This is a genomic window from Paracoccus salipaludis (assembly GCF_002287065.1).
In the GTDB taxonomy this organism is placed as follows: Bacteria; Pseudomonadota; Alphaproteobacteria; order Rhodobacterales; family Rhodobacteraceae; genus Paracoccus; species Paracoccus salipaludis.
On record NZ_NSJZ01000009.1, the window covers coordinates 14,115 to 32,881 of the forward strand.

12 protein-coding genes are annotated in these 18,767 nt (G+C 71.0%); 3 read left to right on the plus strand and 9 right to left on the minus strand.

Going from position 1 to position 18,767, the window contains the following annotated elements; genetic code table 11:
* Window positions 1–114: 114 nt before the first annotated feature.
* Window positions 115–747, plus strand: coding sequence for a lytic transglycosylase (locus CK240_RS11220; protein ID WP_095640440.1), 633 nt, complete (start codon window positions 115–117; stop codon window positions 745–747).
* A gap of 15 nt (window positions 748–762) precedes the next feature.
* Here the strand turns inward: CK240_RS11220 and CK240_RS11225 are convergent, their stop codons facing one another.
* Window positions 763–4,335, minus strand: a complete 3,573-nt coding sequence (locus CK240_RS11225; protein ID WP_135058826.1) for a hypothetical protein — start codon at window positions 4,333–4,335, stop codon at window positions 763–765.
* Window positions 4,336–4,544: 209 nt separating this feature from the next.
* Between CK240_RS11225 and CK240_RS11230 the strand changes: the two genes are divergently transcribed.
* Both CK240_RS11230 and CK240_RS11235 read left to right on the plus strand, forming a co-directional pair.
* Window positions 4,545–5,729, plus strand: a complete 1,185-nt coding sequence (locus CK240_RS11230) for an SIMPL domain-containing protein (RefSeq protein WP_167650026.1) — start codon at window positions 4,545–4,547, stop codon at window positions 5,727–5,729.
* 311 nt (window positions 5,730–6,040) lie between these two features.
* Window positions 6,041–6,691, plus strand: a complete 651-nt coding sequence (locus CK240_RS11235; RefSeq protein WP_095640443.1) for a TerC family protein — start codon at window positions 6,041–6,043, stop codon at window positions 6,689–6,691.
* A gap of 69 nt (window positions 6,692–6,760) precedes the next feature.
* Here CK240_RS11235 and CK240_RS11240 read toward each other — a convergent pair whose 3' ends face one another.
* The 8 genes from CK240_RS11240 to cobT form a co-directional block, all read right to left on the minus strand.
* Window positions 6,761–7,933 (minus strand): DUF1501 domain-containing protein, encoded by a 1,173-nt coding sequence (locus CK240_RS11240; RefSeq protein WP_095640444.1) that lies wholly within the window; start codon window positions 7,931–7,933, stop codon window positions 6,761–6,763.
* A 12-nt stretch (window positions 7,934–7,945) separates the two neighbouring features.
* A complete protein-coding gene (locus tag CK240_RS11245) occupies window positions 7,946–9,292 on the minus strand; it encodes a DUF1800 domain-containing protein (RefSeq protein WP_095640517.1) in 1,347 nt (448 codons plus the stop codon).
* A 99-nt stretch (window positions 9,293–9,391) separates the two neighbouring features.
* Window positions 9,392–11,170, minus strand: a complete 1,779-nt coding sequence (aspS, locus tag CK240_RS11250; RefSeq protein WP_095640445.1) for an aspartate--tRNA ligase — start codon at window positions 11,168–11,170, stop codon at window positions 9,392–9,394.
* Between the two features lie 155 nt (window positions 11,171–11,325).
* Window positions 11,326–12,153 (minus strand): glycoside hydrolase family 25 protein, encoded by an 828-nt coding sequence (locus CK240_RS11255; protein ID WP_205957813.1) that lies wholly within the window; start codon window positions 12,151–12,153, stop codon window positions 11,326–11,328.
* 136 nt (window positions 12,154–12,289) lie between these two features.
* Entirely contained in the window at window positions 12,290–13,669 is a 1,380-nt protein-coding gene (locus CK240_RS11260; RefSeq protein WP_095640446.1) for an FAD-binding oxidoreductase, read from the minus strand.
* Between the two features lie 128 nt (window positions 13,670–13,797).
* Window positions 13,798–15,591: an aminopeptidase P family protein gene (locus CK240_RS11265; protein ID WP_095640447.1), complete on the minus strand. Its 1,794-nt coding sequence runs from the start codon at window positions 15,589–15,591 to the stop codon at window positions 13,798–13,800.
* A gap of 16 nt (window positions 15,592–15,607) precedes the next feature.
* Entirely contained in the window at window positions 15,608–16,810 is a 1,203-nt protein-coding gene (locus CK240_RS11270; protein WP_095640448.1) for a patatin-like phospholipase family protein, read from the minus strand.
* Window positions 16,810–18,672, minus strand: a complete 1,863-nt coding sequence (gene cobT / locus CK240_RS11275) for a cobaltochelatase subunit CobT (RefSeq protein ID WP_095640519.1) — start codon at window positions 18,670–18,672, stop codon at window positions 16,810–16,812. The genes CK240_RS11270 and cobT overlap by 1 nt, the downstream gene beginning before the upstream one ends.
* Between the last annotated feature and the right edge of the window lie 95 nt (window positions 18,673–18,767).

Below are 18,767 nucleotides of genomic sequence, written 5' to 3' on the forward strand. Positions count from 1 at the left end.
GCCGTGGCCCTCGCGCGACAAGGGCTGGTTGCGAACCGGCCGGTCGCCGGAATGTCCATTGAGCTTGTCCCGCAGCCCGACTAGTCCGGCGCCGGACAGACAAAGAGGACAAAGATGCGCAAGGGACTCATGGCTTTGACGGTGCTGGCACTGGCCGGATGCGGCGCGGCCGAGGCCGGGCGGCGGGCCACGACCGCCCCCACCATCGCCCCCGTCGAGCGGCCTTCGGCCACCGATCGGCTCGCCTCGGCCGTGGGCCTGCGCAAGGAACAGCCCGCCATGCGCTGGGGCGAGGACAATCCCGAATGGACCGAAGCGGCGCTTTCCGCGCTGCAGTCCGAAGGCGTGACGCTGCTGTCCACCGTGCCGTCGGACGTGATGCAGTTCTGCCCGGGCTATGCCAGGCAGACGCGCGAGAACCGCGCGGCCTTCTGGGCGGGGCTCGTGTCGGCCGTCGCCCATCATGAGGGCGCGGCGCAGGGCTCGCGCTGGGGGCTGCTGCGGCTGTCCCGGCCGCAGTCGCAAGAGGGCGCTTGCGGCGCAGGCGAGGACGGCGCGGGCAACCTGCGCTGCGCGGTGCGGATCATGGCGCAAGAGGTCGGACGCGACGGCGCCATCGCGGGCGGAACCGAGGCGCAGGGCGGCCGTGGCTGGCGCGGGGTGGCCCGCAGCTGGATGCCGCTGCGGTCCAAGGAGAAGCGCGCCGAGATCGCCGGATGGACCCGGCGCCAGAGCTATTGCCGGTAAGGCGGACGCCCGCGATCAGCGTCCGTTCAGGATCGGCAGGTTGTAGGTCCGGCCGCCCTTGACGTAGGTGATCTTGCCGTTGCCGATCGAGTTGATCGCACCGCCGTCGATCCGGTCGCCCAGCCGGACCGTCACGACCTTGCCGTTGCGCAGGCGGATCAGACCCCGGCTGGCCCGCCCTGCCCCGATCACGCCGATGACCTGGGTCTTGGTCGTCTCGATCCCGCGCAGGGTGGCGTTCTTGGCGACATCGCCCCCCGAACGGCCTTCCGCAGGCTTCTGGGCGATCTCGGGCTCATCATCGATCTCGGGCGGGCGATAGCTGCCGCGCGCGGCAATGGCGGCGCGTTCCTCTGCCTCGGCCTGGGCGCGCGCGCGGGCCTCGGCGGCGGCACGGGCCTGCATCTCGGCCTGCGCATCCGAGGCGGCGCGCTGGCGGGCGCGTTCCTCGGCCTGCTGCTGCAGCTGCTCGTCCCGCATGCGCTGGGCCGAGTCGTCCTGGACCGGCGCGGCGCTGGCGGTCGCGGTCGGGGCCGCCTGCGTAACCGGCGCGGGATCGGGAACCGGCGTCGGAACGGGTGCACGCAGCGCCGTGGCAGCCGCGGCGGCAACCGCCTCGGCTTGGGCATCAGCCTCGGGCGCGGGGGCTGTCGCGGCGGGACGCGTCGGCTTGCGGACGGGCGCGAGTGACGCTGCCGAGGCCAGCGTCACCGGCGACGGCCTGGCGGTGGCGACAGCCTCGGCCACCGCGCTTTCTACGGCCGACGAAGGCTTCGAAGCCGCTCCGCCACGGGCGGGACGCGAGGCCGGGCGACCGTTGGTGTTGGCGGCCGCCTTCACGGGCGCGGCTTTCGCGGGGGCGGCCTTGGCCTCGTCGGCCTTGGCGGCCCGAGAGGCGGGGCGGTCGCCCGAGGATTTCGCCGCCGGCTTGCTGGCCACGGCCTCGGCTACCGCCGCATCGACGGCAGAAGGCGCCGCGCCGGGACGGCGAGACGGCCGCGCCTCGGCAAGCCGGGGACCATGAAACGCCGGAGCAGGGGAAAGCCGCTGAAGCGACGGATGAAGGGCATAAAGGTCGGCCAGCAGCGCATCCGCGACGACACGCTCGGCCGGGGTCATCTCGGCTGCCGTCACGGATTCGTCGGCCGAGCCTTCCTCGGGCCGCGGGACAGGCCGGCCTGACGAGACCGGCTCGCGGGTCGCGGCGGGCCGGGCCGAAGCACGGGGGGCCGCCTCGGGCCGCGAGGGTGCGGGACGCGGGGCAGCCGTGGCCGAGGGACGCGCAGGCGCGGCGGCGCGGGGAGCGGCGGCTGCCCGGGAGGATTGTGCCGAGGCGGGGCGCGAGGCCGGCCGTTCGGACCGGGTCAGCGCCCGGCGTCCCGGCACCACGGCCGGAAGGGGATCGGCCTCAGACACGGCGGGCGCCGCGGGCACATCCGCCGCCGCCGCAGGCAGAGAGCGGCGCACTGCCGTGACCGGTCGCTCGGGTATTGCCGCTGCAGGTGCCGCAGGCTGGGCCGAGGGCGCAGCGGTCTGCGGCGTGGACGATGGCGCGGCGGCAGAGGACGCGGCAGCCTCGATCTCGGCAGGCGAACGGGCCGAGGCCGCCGGGGCCAAAGCCTGCGCCTCGCCTGCGGACGAAGCACCATCGCCGACCGATGCGGGCGCGGGAATGGAGGGCGCATCCGCAACGGGCGCCGAACCGGCGGCCGTGGTGGCGGAAGGCACGGGCGCAGCCGCCGCCTGGGCCGGGGCGCTCTCGGCGACGCTATTGCTGACGTTGTCGGCGGACACAGCGGCATCGGCAGCGGACAAGGCATCTTCTGCCTGTCCGGCAACGACAGGCGCTTGCGGCGTCGCCGCGGCAGGCGCCACCGGTGTGTCCACGGCAGCGGGGGCAGTCTCGACGGGGCGGGTCTGCGCCGCAGCAGGCGCCTGCGGCAGAGCCGCCGGCGAGGTTGCCGGAACCGTTTCCGGCTGTAACTCGGCCGCAGCGCCTTCGTCCGCGCTCGACAGGGTCGCATCCTCTGCCTCGACAGGCACGGGATCCGGCTGCACGGCGGCAGGCTCCGGAATCATGACCTGACTGTCTTCGGCCGTTGCCCGATCCTCTGTGTCCGGGGATGTGGCAGGCACCGGGGCCATTGTCCCCTCGGCCTCTGGCTGCGGCACAGTACCGCCTGCCGGAAGGGCCGGAGTCGCGGCGACAGGCCGCTCGCCCGGGGTGGCGAAGGCCCAGATCAGCATCAGCCCGACCAGCAACGCGCAGAGCATCACCAGCAGTGCGCCGACACCACCGCGCGCGCCCGGATGCTGGGCGACCGGCATGGGCGCTGGCGGATCCACGCGCAGCGCGCGGGCCGCGGCTGCGCGCTCGATCACGACCCTGCCGCGATCAGGCAGGGACGGCTTTTCAGAGGAAACGTCCGCCCCGCCCGCGTCCTGAGTGCGCTGCGGCGACACTGCCGCCTGACGCGCCGCCGCCCCCGCAGCCAGTCTGCCGCGTGCCGCCCGCCCGGCGGCCATGTCCGATTGCCGCAAGGGGGTCGGCGATGCGGGATCGGAAGACCCGGCCTCGGGAACCTGAGCGGCAGCAGGCGGCTGCAAGGGAGCGGGCGCAGAGGGTGCCTCTGCCCCCTGCGGCGCCGCGATGGCCGAATCCGTGCCGGAGGCGGCGCGGCTGTCCTCGTCTGCCGCCGAAACCGGGGCCTCGGCCCCGCTTTCTTCCGATCCTGCGCTTGCTTCCGCACGCGTGCCGGGCGCATCCGCATCGGTCGAAGGCATCGGTTCGGGCGCAACATCCGCCTTTGCCTCACTAGGGCCTTCCTGTGCCTCGCCCGCAAACGAGGCGTGACCGCCCCCCACCTCGCCCGCCACCTCGTCCGACGTGTGAGCCCCGGACACGGCTGAATGATCCGCCTGCCCCTCCGGGACCACGGCGCTCACCCGATCAGCGGCGCCCTCTATGGCGTCCTCGAGTTCCGCATCCGCTAGGGCGCCGGCGGCTGGCGTCTCGTCTGTCGGCTGCACGGGCGCCTGGTCCGCCGGAAGGTCGCCCGGCAGGTCGGCCTCGCCCAGGACCTCCTCGGTCCCGGCGGTCTCGCCGAAGCGCGGGGTGGCCGGAAACAGCCCGTCGGCGGGGTCGGCCAGGAAGCCTGCGGCGGCAAAGCCGTGGCGGCGGGCGAAATCCTCGGCCTCGCGCAGGGTCTGGCGCGCGACCGCGGCCACACGCACGTCGCCCGCGTCGCTGGGCCGCCAGTCCCAGGCGAGATCCGCCACGGGATAGGGCGTCAGTCCGTCCAGCGCCTCGCCCAGCTCGGCGGGCCTGTGATCATCGCCGGGGATCGGCAGCGAGGTGTAAAGGATCTGGTCGTCGGGAATGATCAGCGCGACCTTGGCGTCGCGTCCATTCGCCACCAGCTTGCGAAGCTTGGCCATCTCGGCCCGGAAATCGGGCGCGTCGAAGGCGGCAACCGCTCGTTCCTTCCACCGCACGGAGGCAGCCGCGGGCGGATCGGTCCTTTCCATGAGGTGAACGGCATCGTTGCTGAATGACAGGGCGAATTCGGGCGCGGAACGCTTGCTCATGGGCCGGGGCTTATCCGTTCTGGCCGGTCGTCGTTGATGCGCGATCCGGTCCGTTGCTGCTCAACCCCATGGATAACCGAACTGCGCCCCTCTGCAAAGCGAAACACCTCATCGTGAGGGAGCCTTGCGCGCATTTGCTGCGTTGCCAAGGCTGGGCCAGACTGGCCCTCGGCGCGGTTGCGCGCGCAAAGGCACGGCAAGGAGTTATCATGAGCTCGCTCCCCTCCATTTCCCTGCGGTCCGCCGCACGCTTGCCGCTGTCGGCCGCCCTGGCGCTTGCGATGCTGGCGCTGCCGGCCGTGGCGCATCCCCGGACGGCCGGTTGCGGCATGGGCGCGGGGGCACAGGCGCCCACGATCAACGTGCAGGGCGAGGGCCGCGCCAGCGTCGCCCCCGACCTTGCCACCGTGTCACTGGGGGTGACCACGCAGGCGCCAACGGCCGCGCAGGCGATGTCGGACAACGCCACCCGCCAGACCGCGATCATCGAGGCGCTGCGCGCCCAGGGCCTTGCACCCGCCGATCTGCAGACGCAGGGACTTAGCCTGTCGCCGCTGCAGGATTACTCGCGCGAGGGGCAGCCGCCGGTCATCACGGGCTATCAGGCGCAGAACATCGTGACGGCCCGCGTGCGCGACCTCACCCGGCTGGGGCCGATGCTGGACGCCATGGTCGCGGCAGGGGCAACCGACGTGCAGGGCATCAGCTTCTCGCGCGAGGATGCCGCCGAGACCGAGGACCGTGCCCGGACCGAGGCCGTGGCCGAGGCGCGGCGCCGTGCCGAGGTGATCGCACGGGCGGCGGGGATGGAACTCGGCCCGCTTGTCTCGCTGACCGACACCAGCATGACCCAGGGCCCGCGGCCGATGGCCATGATGGCGCGCGCCGCCGACACCGAGGCCTCGACCCCCGTCGAGGCGGGCGAGCTGACCCTGAGCGCGCAGGTGACGGGCGTCTGGTCCCTGCTGCCGACGGGTGGGGCAAGCATGGATTGCGGATCACACGGCGGCCATCACGGCGGACCCGGCCACCACCACGAAATGCCGATGCATGGGCATGAAGCCATGCCGGGTCACCATCCCGGCATGATTCCACATCCCGGCGCCGGCATGGAGGGTCATCACGGCACGATGCCGCCGGGCCACATGGGGGGTGGTGCGCCTTCCCCTGCTTCGCAAGGCATGGGTGCGCCCGTGCCGGGCGGTCCGGCCGGACAGGCGCCGGGGCCGCAGCCCGCCGCGAACGAGCCCGCAGCAGGTCAGGGGACGGGTGCCGGACCGGCTTCGACCGGGTCCGCGCCGCCGGTTCCGCCTGTGGAGGGCAGCACCCCCGGGCCGGACAGCCGACCGGAAGGCGGCGCCGAGACCACCCCTGGGACGAAACCGCCGAACTGACTGAGACCTGTCCGCGCATGACGGAAAGGATGGGCCGCAGGCTCTCCTTTCCGCCGCCTGCGGAATCGATGCCGGAAAAGCGCAGAGGGCACCTGCCCTCGCGCACCGGGTGCCCCGCATCTGCGCCATCTCGCTTATCCTGCTTTCCGAACACCGAACTTGTGGCAGAATGAGGCCTGCCGGGCATTGCCCTCGGCCTGATCAGCGTCTATCGGGCCCGGCAGGCAAGGCGGCCGGGAGAAACTCGGACGGCTGCGGCCATCCACAACGGAACGCCGGCTGTCACGGCCCGGTGGAACAAAGGGAACAGCATGGAATTCATCACAGGTGACTGGCTTGTGGCGCTGTTCCAGGTCATAGCGATCGACCTGGTGCTGGCGGGCGACAATGCCATCGTGATCGGCCTGGCCGCCGCAGGCCTGCCCAAGGACCAACGCAACAAGGCGATCCTTGTCGGGATCATCGCCGCCACGATCATGCGGATCGGCTTTGCGCTGATCACCACGCAGCTTCTGGCGATCACCGGCCTTCTGCTGGCCGGCGGCCTGCTGCTGCTGTGGGTCTGCTACAAGATGTGGCGCGAACTCAGCGCGGGCCAGCACCAGCACGAGATCGAGGCGCACGAGGCGCTGGAAAACGCCGACCTCAACAAGGACGGCCAGGTTGCGGGCCCGCCGCGCAAGACCTTCGCGCAGGCTGCGACGCAGATCGTCATCGCGGACGTCTCGATGTCGCTGGACAACGTGCTGGCCGTGGCCGGCGCCGCGCGGCACCATTTCGAGGTGCTGATCATCGGTCTGGTGCTGTCCATCGCGCTGATGGGTCTCGCCTCGACCTTCATCGCCAAGCTGATCAACCGCTATCGCTGGATCGCCTGGATCGGCCTGCTGATCATCCTCTTCGTTTCGCTGAAGATGATCTACGAGGGCTGGCACGAGATCTCGGTGCAGATGGCCCTCTGAGGCCCTCCCCTGACCCTGGAAGTCCCGACCCCGGCCCTTTCGGCCGGGGTTTTTCTTGGGACGTCATGCTCAGGCAAGGATGCGCGGGTCGGGGCCGAGGTCGAGGCCGGGAAAGATCGTGCGCTCGATCAGCCCGGCTTTGGTGCCGAACAGCCCGCGCATCGCCCAGCCCGCATAGGCCCGCACGTCCCGCGTGGGCAGCAGGTCGCGGTCCTGGTAAAGCCGCCCCTCGCCAAGGCCCGGCCAGTCGCCGTGGACGCGCCCGCCCCGCACGGCGCCGCCTGCCATCAGCAGCGCGCCGCCGGTGCCGTGGTCGGTTCCGCCCGAGCCGTTCTCGCGTGCCGTGCGGCCGAACTCGGTCATCGCCAGGACGGTCGTGCGCGCCCAGTTTGCGCCGAGGCCATCGCGCAGCGTCAGGATGGCGGTCGCCAGATCCCCCAGCGGACGCTTGAGTACCTGCGCCTGCCGGGCGTGGCTGTCCCAGCCCGACAGCGAGAAGGACGCGATTCGCGTCCCGCCGTTCAGCCGGTCCGCCGCGAAGGCGGCCAGCCGCGCCGCGTCGCCGCCCGGCCCCTTGCCCGTCTTTCCCGTCAGCGTGGCGCCGATCTCCTCGGCGGCAAGGGCGGCATCGCGGAACAGGGGATCGTCGTGATAAACCTCGGCCAGCAGCAGCCTGGCCTGGGGGGACAATGCCAGCGCCGCCTCGGGCGCCCAGCTGAGGGCGCGCGCCTGCCCGGACAGGATCAGCATCTCCTCGGTCCCGACGCTGTAGGCGGTCTCGGCAGTGGCGCCCGGCACGGCCTGAAGCAGCCGGTTCAGCCAGCCGCCCTTCTGCTGGTCGATGGGCAGGTCGTTGCCCGTCCCCGCCTCAAGCAGGTCCTGCCCGTCGAAATGGCTGCGCTTGTCGCGGTAGGGTGTGGCGACGGCATGGGCAAAGGCAAGCTCGCCCGCCTGCCACAGGGGCATCAGGGCGTCCAGCGCCGGGTGCAGGGCGAAGAAATCGTCCAGAACCAGCGCGCCGCCCTCGGGGCCCGCCGACAGGGCGGGCCGCAGTTGCCGCAGCGCCGGGTCGCCATAGGGCTGCACCACGTCCAGCCCATCCATCGCGCCGCGCAGGACGATCACGACCAGCCGGCTCTCGCCCGGCGCCGAGGCGAAGGTCATCGTTGACAGCAACGGGTGGGCCGCAGCCGAACAGGCGGCAAGGGCTGCGGTCTTCAGCAAGGCGCGGCGCGTCGGCATGGGCGGCCCCTTTCAGCGGCGGTTGAACTCGGTCGAGGCCAGCACGATCGCCACCCCCTCGCGCGTGTTCTCGGCGCGGGGAACGGCGCGCACCAGCGCTTCGGATGCAGTCGTGCCCAAGGCGGTGGACAGGAACGCGCGGGGATCGGGAAAGGCTTCGACCAGCCGCTGCGGCATGGACAGCGCCCAGCCGATGCGGGCCGACAGAAGCTGCGGGGTGATCCAGTCGCCGGCGGGCTCGGGCCAGCCGTCGGGGCCGCGCGCCTTGCCGAAGGGCTGGCCCATGCGCTGCATCGGCACCAGCAGGTACTGCCGGACCTGCGGGCGGTCCAGCGCAAGGATCTCCCCGGCCCCCATTCCCAGGGCGCGCAGGGCCGCCGCGACGAAGTCGAAGGGCTGGCGCGCCTTCTGCCGGAAGGTCGCGGCAAGGTCCGGATGCGTCACGAGTGCCGCGCTGACCGCGCGCAGATCGCCGCCACTGTCCGTCCACACCGCGGCAAGATCGGCGACCAGCGCCTCGGGCGGATCATCGGCCGCGAAATGCGTGGCGAGTTTGCGCGCAAGGTGCCGCGCGGTCGCCGGATGCACGGCCAGGTCGTCCAGGGCGCGGGCGATCTCGGGCAGGCCGTCGCCATAGCTGACACCCAGCACCGTCTCGGTCCCCGGCTCGACCACCTGCGGGCGAAAGCGGCGGTGATCCCTGGGGTTGTAGGTCAGCCCCGTCAGCACCTTGGCAAGTTCCCGCACGTCCCCCTGGGTGTAGTCGGCCCCCACCCCCAGCGTATGCAGTTCCAGGACCTCGCGGCCGAGATTCTCGTTCAGCCCGACGTGCAGTTCCGGCCGCCGCCGCGCAAAACGCGAGTTCGGGCCGACGCTCGCGTTCTGGTTCAGGTAGATCAGCATTATGGGATGGGTCGCGGCGGCGAACAGCATGGCACCGAAGCGTCCGTCCAGATGCGGGCGGATGGCCTCGTCCACGAAGGCGGCGGCCATCAGGTGCTGGGTCGGGTTCTGCGCGACGACGGTGAAATGGTCCGCCCAGAACTGCACCAGGCGTTCCCCGAAGCCCGCGGGCGCACCGGCCGCGCGGGCCAAGCGGTTGCGGAAGGCATCGAGCCGCTGGCCTTCCAGCACCTGCACCTCGGCGCGGTACTCCTCTGCGCTCAGCGCGCCCTCGTCACGGGCCTTGCGCACCTCGCCGAAGGCCAGATGCGCGGCGGTGGCGGCCGTCGCGGTCCAGCCGTCCGGCTGCGTGGCCTGAGCCACCGAGTCCAGAAGGAAGCCGGTGTCCGCCGGAGGCACCCGGGGCGACAGGCCATAGCCCAGCCGGATGGCCGCACGCTCTGGATCGATCGTCATCATCCGTCCATGCCGCGCGGCGCAAACGCGCGCCGCCGCCCCTTATCCCATGGGCGGCGGCCAGAGGCATCTCACGCTTTGCTGACGGCGGGAGGCCGCTCAGGCGTCCTTGGGCAGCACCCGCAGGCGCAACTCGCGCAGCTGCTCGTTCGTGGGTTCCGAGGGCGCGCCCATCATCAGGTCCTCGGCCCGCTGGTTCATCGGGAACATGATGACCTCGCGGATGTTCTGCTCGTCCGCCAGCAGCATCACGATGCGGTCGATGCCCGCCGCGCAGCCGCCGTGGGGGGGCGCGCCATAGCGGAAGGCCTTGACCATGCCGCCGAAGCGCTTTTCCACCTCGTCGCGGCCATAGCCCGCGATCTCGAAGGCCTTGAACATGATCTCGGGCGTGTGGTTGCGGATGCCGCCCGAGATCAGTTCGTAGCCGTTGCAGGCGAGGTCATACTGGTAGGCATGGACCTTCAGCGGGTCGCCCTCCAGCGCCTCCATCCCGCCCTGCGGCATCGAGAAGGGATTGTGGCTGAAGTCGATCTTTCCGTCGTCGGTCTTCTCGTACATCGGGAAATCGACGATCCAGGCGAACTTGAACTGGTTCTCGTCGATGAGGCCAAGCTCTCGCCCGATCTCGGTCCGCGCCCGGCCGGCGACCGCCTCGAAGTCCGAGGGCTTGCCGCCGAGGAAGAAGACGGCGTCGCCTTCCTTGAGGTTCAGCGCGGTGCGGATGGCTTCGGTCTTCTCGGGGCCGAGCGCCTTGGCGATGGGACCGGCCGCCTCGGTCGCGCCCGCGTCGTCCTTGCGCCAGAAGATGTAGCCCATCCCCGGCAAGCCCTGCGCTTGCGCAAAGGCGTTCATCCGGTCGGCGAACTTGCGGCTGCCCCCGGTCGGCGCGGGGATGGCGCGGACCTCGGTGCCGTCCTGTTCCAGCAGCTTGGCGAAGATGCCGAAGCCCGAGCCGCGGAAGTGTTCGCTGACGTCCACCATCTCGATGGGGTTGCGAAGGTCGGGCTTGTCGGTGCCGTATTTCTTCAGCGACTCGACATAGGGGATCAGCGGCCAGTCCGAGTCCACGCGGCGGCCGCCCCCAAAGGTCTCGAACAGGCCCTGGATCACCGGCTGGACGGCGGCGAAGACGTCCTTCTGCTCGACGAAGCTCATCTCGACGTCGAGCTGGTAGAAGTCGGTGGGCGAGCGGTCGGCGCGCGGGTCCTCGTCGCGGAAGCAGGGGGCGATCTGGAAATAGCGGTCGAAGCCCGCGACCATGATCAGCTGCTTGAACTGCTGGGGCGCCTGCGGCAGCGCGTAGAACTTGCCCGGATGCAGGCGCGAGGGCACGAGGAAGTCGCGCGCCCCTTCCGGCGAGGACGCGGTGATGATCGGCGTCTGGAACTCGGTGAAGCCTGCGTCCCACATGGCGTCGCGCAGCCACTTGATGACGCGCGAGCGCAGCATGATGTTGTTGTGCAGGGACTCGCGGCGCAGGTCGAGGAAGCGATAGGCCAGCCGCGTTTCTTCCGGGTAATCCTGGTCGCCGAAAACCGGCAGCGGCAGGTCGTCGGACGCGCCCAGCACCTCGACGTCGGTCGCATAGACCTCGATCTCGCCGGTCGAAAGCTTGGGGTTCACAAGGCTGGCGTCGCGCAGCTTCACCCGGCCGTCGATGCGGATCACCGTCTCGGCGCGCAGCTTTTCCAGCGTGGGGAAGGCGGCCGAGTCGCTGTCGGCGATCACCTGCGTGATGCCGTAATGGTCGCGCAGGTCGATGAACAGCACGCCCCCGTGGTCGCGCACCCGATGCACCCAGCCCGACAGGCGCACGGTGGTCCCGGCGTCGGCGGCGGTCAACTGGCCGCAGGTGTGGCTGCGATAGGCGTTCATGGCGCGTCCTCTTGTGGTCCGGTGCCGCATGAACGCCGCGACGGCAGTCAAGTCAAGCCGGTCGGAACGGCACAAGGCCATCGTCCGCACAGAAATGCGAAACCTCGGCCCGGATGGACGGCGCGCCCACGGGGCAGGCGCGCCGGCTCAGGCGTTCAGCGCTGCGACCTGGTGGCCAGCCAGCGGTTCCACTGGGCCCGGCTGCCCGCGAAGGCGTTCAGGTCCACGTTGCCGCGGAAGCCCGGCGCGGTGCCGGTGCCGGTGTACTGCCAGAAGCTCCACTGCTGGCCGGGGTAGGTGCCGCGCGGATGGTCGGCAACCGACCGCAGCCAGAACTCGGCGCCCACGTTCCGCACGCCAGTGTCGCGGTAGAAATCGACCGTGGTGTAGATGATCGGGCGCTGGCCGTAATACTGGTGCAGCATCGACATCATGATGCCCACCTCGCGGCGCACCTCGGCGGCCGAGGGCTTGAAGGGGCAGCTGCGCGACTGGTGGTTCCATTCCAGGTCGATCACCGGCGGCAATGCGCCGCGTTCGCGCGGGACGTTGGCCATGAACCAGGCCGCCTGCTCGGCCCCCGACCGGCAGAAGTAGTAGAAGTGGTAGGCTCCGCGCGGGATGCCGGCCGCCCGCGTCTCGGCCCAGTAGCGCCGGAAGGCGGGGTCCGAGTGATCGCCTCCCTCGGTCGCCTTGATGAAGGCGAAGTTGATGCCCGACGCCCGGGCCTGATGCCAGTTCACGTCGCCCTGATAGCGCGACACGTCCACCCCGTGGACGGGCAGGTTGTAGGGATGCCCGCTGGTCCAGACATGCGGCGCCGTGTCGCCCAGCAGCGGCACCGCCCCGCCGGTGAAGCTGCCCTGCACCGACTGCCCCGAGCCGATGCTGATGTCGGTCACGACGCGCCGCGTCGGCCCGCCGCCGCAGGCTGCCAGCGCCGTGACCGCCGCCAGCGCAACCGCCTTGATCCAGAGTTTCATGTCCTGCCTCGTTCCGTTTCTTGAGCGTGTTTTCGGCGGACTATTCCACTGGATTCCGGGCAAAGTCACCTGCACGCCGCAGGCAGCCCGGGGGTGGGGCTTCACGAAATCGTCAGGACGCGCCCGGCAGGCCCGGTCAGTTGAAATCGGGCAGCAGCTTGCCGGGGTTCATGATGTTGTTGGGGTCCAGCGCCCGCTTGATCGCGGACATGACCGCGCAGGCCTCGCCATGCTGGTCCAGCATCAGGTCGCGCTTGCCGACGCCGATGCCGTGTTCCCCGCTGATCGTGCCGCCGACGGCGATCGCGCGGTCCGCCATGCGGCGGGCGATGCGCTTGGCGGTGGCGATTTCCCCGGCGTTGCCGGGCTCGACCAGCATCAGCGTGTGGAAGTTGCCGTCGCCCACATGGCCCACGATGTCGCCCAGGAGGCCGGCCGCCTCCATGTCGGCCGCCGCCGCCGCGACCGCCCCGGGCAGCTCGGACATGGGCACGCAGATGTCGGTCACGACCCCCGTCGCGCCCGGACGCAGCTTCAGCGTGGCCCAGTAGCTGTTGTGCCGCGCGGCCCACAGGCGGTTGCGCTCCTCGAGGGTCGAGGCCCACTGGAACCCCTTGCCGCCATGCTCGGCCGCGATCTCGCCGAAGGCTTCCGCATTGGCGCGCACCGCGTCGGGCGAGCCGTTGAACTCGATCATCAGGTGCGGTTCCTCGGGGTAGGCCGAGCCCATGTCCAGGTTGATCGCGCGCATGGCCATCGGGTCCATGAACTCGATCCGCGCCATGGGGATGCCCAGCTGCATGGTCTGGGCCACGCAGGTCACGGCCTCGGTCAGCGAGGGGAAGGCGCAGACGGCGGCGGCCACGTCCTCGGGCTGGCCGTGCAGGCGCAGGGTCAGTTCGGTGATGATGCCAAGGGTGCCCTCGGACCCCACTATCAGCGCGGTCAGGTCATAGCCCGCGCTGGACTTGGCCGCGCGTGTTCCCGTGCGGATCACGCGGCCGTCGGCAAGCACGACCTCAAGCGCCAGGATGTTCTGCCGCATGGTGCCATAGCGCACCGCCGTGGTGCCGCTGGCGCGCGTCGCGGCCATGCCGCCGATCGAGGCGTTCGCCCCCGGATCGACCGGGAACATCAGCCCCGTCGCCCGCAGTTCCGTGTTAAGCGCCTCACGCGTGACGCCGGGCTGGACCACGGCCAGCATGTCCTCGGCCCGCACCTCCAGCACGCGGTCCATGCGCATCAGGTCGATCACCAGCCCGCCGTGGATCGCCAGCGCGTGCCCCTCCAGCGAGGTGCCCGCACCCCAGCCGATCACCGGCACGCCGTTGTCGTTGCACACCTTCAGCACGCGCGAGACTTCCGCGGTGTTCAGCGGGAAGGCCACGGCATCGGGCGGCGGGGCGCGGTGAAAGGTTTCCGAAGCGCCATGCAGTTCGCGGTCGGATTCCCCGGTCGAAAGCCGGTCCCCCAGAATGGCGCGCAGCTCGGACAGGACGGCTTCGGAAATGGGCATGGTGGAACTCCTTGAAGGCGCGGGGAACATGCCAGCGCACCCCGCCGTCCTCAAGGCTCTTCTTCCCCGTTGATACGTCCCGTGAAGCCGGCGCAGTCGGCGGGGCAGCGCCCCCGGCGCCCGCGGCCCTACAGCGGCGCTGTCGCCGCCTCGAGCCAGGGCCGCACGTCGCGGGGCACCAGAGGCCCGATCTCGTCCCGCACCCGCGCGTGATAGGCATCCAGCCAGGCGATCTCGGCGCGGCTGAGCATCCCGATCTCGATCAGGCGCTTGTCGATGGGGACCAGCGTCAGCGTCTCGAAGCCCAGCATCTCGCGGCCATCGGGGCTTTGCGCAGGCTCCACCACCACCAGGTTCTCGATGCGGATGCCCCACTCGCCCTCGCGGTAATAGCCGGGCTCGTTGGAAAAGATCATGCCCGGCTCCAGCGGCAGTTCGGACCGGCGCGAGATCCGCAGCGGCCCCTCGTGGACGCAAAGAGCGGCGCCGACGCCGTGGCCGGTGCCGTGGTCGAAATCCATTCCCGCCGACCACAGCGGCGCGCGGGCCACCGCCTCGATGTCGCGGCCCGCGACGCCCTTGGGAAAGCGCAGCCGGCTGAGGCCGATCATGCCTTGCAGGACACGGGTATAGGCGTCCCGCGCCGCCTCGGGCGGTGCGCCGATGGCGATGGTTCGGGTGATGTCGGTGGTGCCGTCCGCGAACTGCGCGCCCGAGTCGAGCAGCAGAAGCTCCCCCTCGCCCACGGTCCGGTTCGTGGCCTCGGTCACGCGGTAATGCACGATGGCGCCGTTCGGCCCCGAGCCGCAGATGGTGTCGAAGCTGATGTCGATGGCCCCCGCCTCGCGCCGGAAGCCTTCCAGCGCGCGCACCACGTCGATCTCGGTGAAGCTGCCCGGCTGCCGGGCGTCGATCCAGGAAAGCGCGCGGATCATCGCCACCGCGTCGCGTCGATGGGCGGCGCGCATCCCCTCCAGCTCGGCCGTGGTCTTGCGCGCCTTGGGCAGCGCGACAGGATCGCGTTCGCGGGTGATTTCGCTGCCCGCCTGTTCCAGCGCGCGGAACACCGCCTCGGGCGCGGTGTCGGCATCCAGCCGCACCGGGCCTTCCAGCGCGGCCAGCGCCGCCATGAAGCGATCGGGCGGCGAGATCGTGACCTCGTTGCCCAGATGCGCGCGGACCTGCGTGTCGAACTTGGCGGGATCGGCGTAAAGCCCGACCCGGCCCTGCGCATCCACCGTCGCGAAAGCCTGCACGACCGGGTTGCGAGGGATGTCGGCGCCCCGGATGTTCAGCATCCACGCAATCGAGTCCGGCATGGTCAGCACCGCAGCGCCCTGCCCGGCCCCGGTCAGTGCCTGGGCGATCTGCCCGCGCCGCTCGGCCGGGGTCGCCCCCGCCACGACCGCGTCATGGATGCGCGCGGCACCGGCAGGAGGCTCGGGCCGGTCGGACCAGATCGCGTCGACGGGGTTCGGGATGGCGCGCAGGGTGATGCCGCTGCCCGCAAGGCCCTTGTCCAGCGCCTCGATCTCGGCGCGGGTGTGCAGCCACGGGTCATAGCCCAGCACGCCGCCGTCCGGCAGCGCCTGCTTCAGCCAGGCGCTGGCCGTCGTCTCGGGCCAAGGGACCGGAGCGAAGAGCGCCGGGTCCACCTCGGCCCGGACCTGCACGCGGTAGCGGCCGTCGATGAAGACGCCGGCCTGCGAACCCGTGACGATGGCAAAGCCCGCGCTGCCCGAAAAGCCGGTCAGCCAGCGCAGCCGCGCATCCGCATCCGCCACGTATTCGCCCTGCCAGGCATCGGCGCGGGGCACGATCACGGCGTCCAGCCCCTCGGCCGCCATCAGCGCCCGCAGCGCTGCAAGGCGCGGTGCGCTTGCCGCCGGGTCCGAGGGGGCCGAAAACTCCTGCCAGGTCATGCCCGGTTCCTTTCCTTCAGTTCTGCCCCAGGAGGGGCCCGGCATCATCCGCCCAGCCGCGGCCCGAGCGGCCCGTCGCCAGCCCTGCCCGGAACAGCGTGTTCATGTAGGCTGCATCAAAGGGCTTGTAGGGCGGCAGCGCGAGGTTCGGCGGAACCGCCGTGACGTTGAAGTCGAAGCCGTCGCGCCGCGCCTGCGCCTCCATGTCCGCGATGTTGCCGACGGACTGGTGCTTGATCAGCGTGGTCAGGCTGCGTTCGGCGATGGAGACGACGCCCGGCCGCGTGGGCTGGTATTCGGCCGCCAGCTTGGAATTGCGGATCACCCACATCCGCCTTGGCCCCCTGGGCGGCGGCAGGCGCAGGCCCGGCGGATAGGCGAAGACGCCGCGCGTGACGCCGCCATCCACGTGAAGTTCCTGGTAGTGGCGCCCGTCCGCCACCACGTCGATGGTCACGGGCGGAAAGGCGCCGGGGATCGAGGCCGAGGCCAGCAGGATCTCCCGGATCAGTTGCACCCGGTCCGGCTGGTCCGAGGCCGCGATCCGCCCCACGTCCCAGATCACCTGCCGCTGCGCATCGAGGTTCGTGGTCCCGATCAGCAGCATCCGGCCCTTCCGCCGCTCGGCCGCGATGGCGGCGACCATCCGCGGCGTCACGATCCGGTCGATCTGTTGGCGCAAGGGGGCGCTGTCGCCGATCGAGGGCGCACCCGCCAGCGCCGCAAGCGGGCGCAGGATCAGGACGTCGCTGGCAGTGGTCTGGGTGTAGAAGCGTTCCAGCGCGTCGTCGTAATCCGGTCCCAGGAAGGCCAGCGCCCCGATCAGCGCGCCGGTCGAGACGCCGGTCACATAGTCGAACTCGGGCCGGTCGCCGCGCTGGGTCCAGCCCTTCAGCACGCCCGCGCCGAAGGCCCCCGCATCGGCGCCGCCCGACAGGGCCAGCAGGTCGATCGGCTCGCTGGACTGCAACCGCTCCAGCGCCGCGCGGCCGAGATCATCGGCCGACGCACCGCTGGGGCCCAGCTCGTCCCCGAAGGCTCGTATCCGGACATAGCCCGGTGGCTCGGCCTGCAACTGTGCCACGGCAGGCACCGCCGGAGCCAGCCGGATCGGCACCACCCCGCAACCGGGCAGCGCCAGCACAAGCGCCAGCGTCACCGCCGCGGCAGCGCCGAAGCGGCGCCCATGCGCCCGTGCGGGGCCGCAGCAGTCCCTCATCAACGCCGGGCCGCGCCGCCCATCGCCCGCGCCCTCTTGCGCGGGTCGCTTTCGAACAGTCCCGCCAGTTGTTCCGTCATCGCGCCCGCAAGCTGGTCCACGTCGGTGATCGTCACCGCGCGCTGGTAATAGCGCGTCACGTCATGGCCGATGCCGATGGCGATCAGTTCGACCTGGGCGCGCCGCTCGATCATGGCGATCACGTCGCGCAGGTGCTTTTCCAGATAGCTGGCCGGGTTCACCGACAGGGTGGAGTCGTCCACCGGCGCGCCGTCCGAGATCACCATCAGGATGCGCCGCGCCTCGGACCGCCGCACCAGCCGACGGTGCGCCCATTCCAGCGCCTCGCCGTCGATGTTTTCCTTCAGCAGCCCTTCCTTCATCATCAGGCCGAGGTTCGGGCGCACCCGCCGCCAAGGCGCGTCGGCGCCCTTGTAGATGATGTGGCGCAGGTCGTTCAGGCGGCCCGGCGCGGCGGGGCGGCCGTCGGCCAGCCATTTCTCGCGGCTCTGCCCGCCCTTCCAGGCGCGCGTCGTGAATCCGAGGATTTCCACCTTCACGGAACAGCGTTCCAGCGTCCGCGCCAGCACGTCGGCGCAGATCGCGGCGATGCTGATGGGCCGCCCGCGCATGGACCCCGAGTTGTCGATCAGGATCGTGACAACGGTATCCCGGAACTCGGTGTCCTTTTCCCACTTGAAGGACAGCGGGGTCGTCGGGTTCGCCACCACGCGCGCAAGACGGCCCGCGTCAAGCGTCCCTTCCTCCTTGTCGAACTCCCAGCTGCGGTTCTGCTGGGCCTGAAGGCGGCGCTGCAGCTTGTTGGCCAGGCGGCTCACCGCCCCGCGCAGGGGTTCGAGCTGCTTGTCGAGATAAGCGCGCAGGCGTTCCAGCTCGGCCGGATCGGCCAGCTCCTCGGCCCGGATCTCCTCGTCGAAGGCTTGCGTATAGACCTTGTAGTCGGCGCTGGCCTCGCTGACGGGCGGAGGCAGTTCAGGCGGCATCTCGCTGTCCGCCATCTCGGCGTCCTCGACGAGTTCCTCGTCGGTCTGGTCGTCAAGCGAAACCTGCGCCTGCCGCTCGTCCTGGGTCCGCTCCTGGCTCTGCTCGGGGCTGGCCTCGGCGTCCTCGCCTTCCTCCTGCTCGCGCGACTGGTTGTCGCCGGCTTCCTCGTCCTGCTCGGCGTTCTCGTCGGCGTCGTCCTGCTGCGGCTCGTCGGGGTCGTCCCCCAACTGGTCGGCATAGCCGAGATCGGCGATCACCTTGCGCGACAGCCGCGCAAAGGCCGCCTGATCGGCCAGCACCGCGTTCACGTCGGCCATCGCGCCGCCGGCCTGCTGTTCCACGAAGGGACGCCACAGGTCGGCCACGTGCTGCGCGGCGGCGGGCAGCTGGCGGTTCGTCGCCGCCTGCCGCACCAGGTAGCCGGCCGCGACCGACAGCGGCGCGTCGGCAGGGGCCTTGATCTGGGCGTAGCCCTTGCGGTCGGCCTCGGCCCCCAGCTTCGCGTCGATGTTCGACAGCGCGCCCGGCATGTCGCGGGCGCCCAGAGCCTCGCAGCGGGCGGTTTCCATCGCCTCGTAAAGCTCGCGCGCCATCGGTCCGGCCGGCGCATAACGGGCGTGGGTCGCGTCGTCGTGGTGGCGCAGTTTCATCGCCAGCGCATCGGCGGTGCCGCGCGCCTGCACGATCTCGTCCCGCGTCATGCGGCGGCTGACCTGCGGCAGGCGCATCGTGTCGCCCGCAACGCCCGAGGGGTCGGCGCTGTAGGTGACGTTCAGTTCGCGCTCGTCGGCCAGCGCGCGGGTCGCCTCGGCCAGCGCCTTCTTGAACGGATCGGCGGGGTTGTCGGTTTTCTTCATGCGCCTGTTTTCGGACAGGATGCAGGACATGTCCATGAGTCGCGTAAGCGCCGGGCGAACCCTTCGCCGCGCCCGGACGTTCGCCCCGCGAGTTT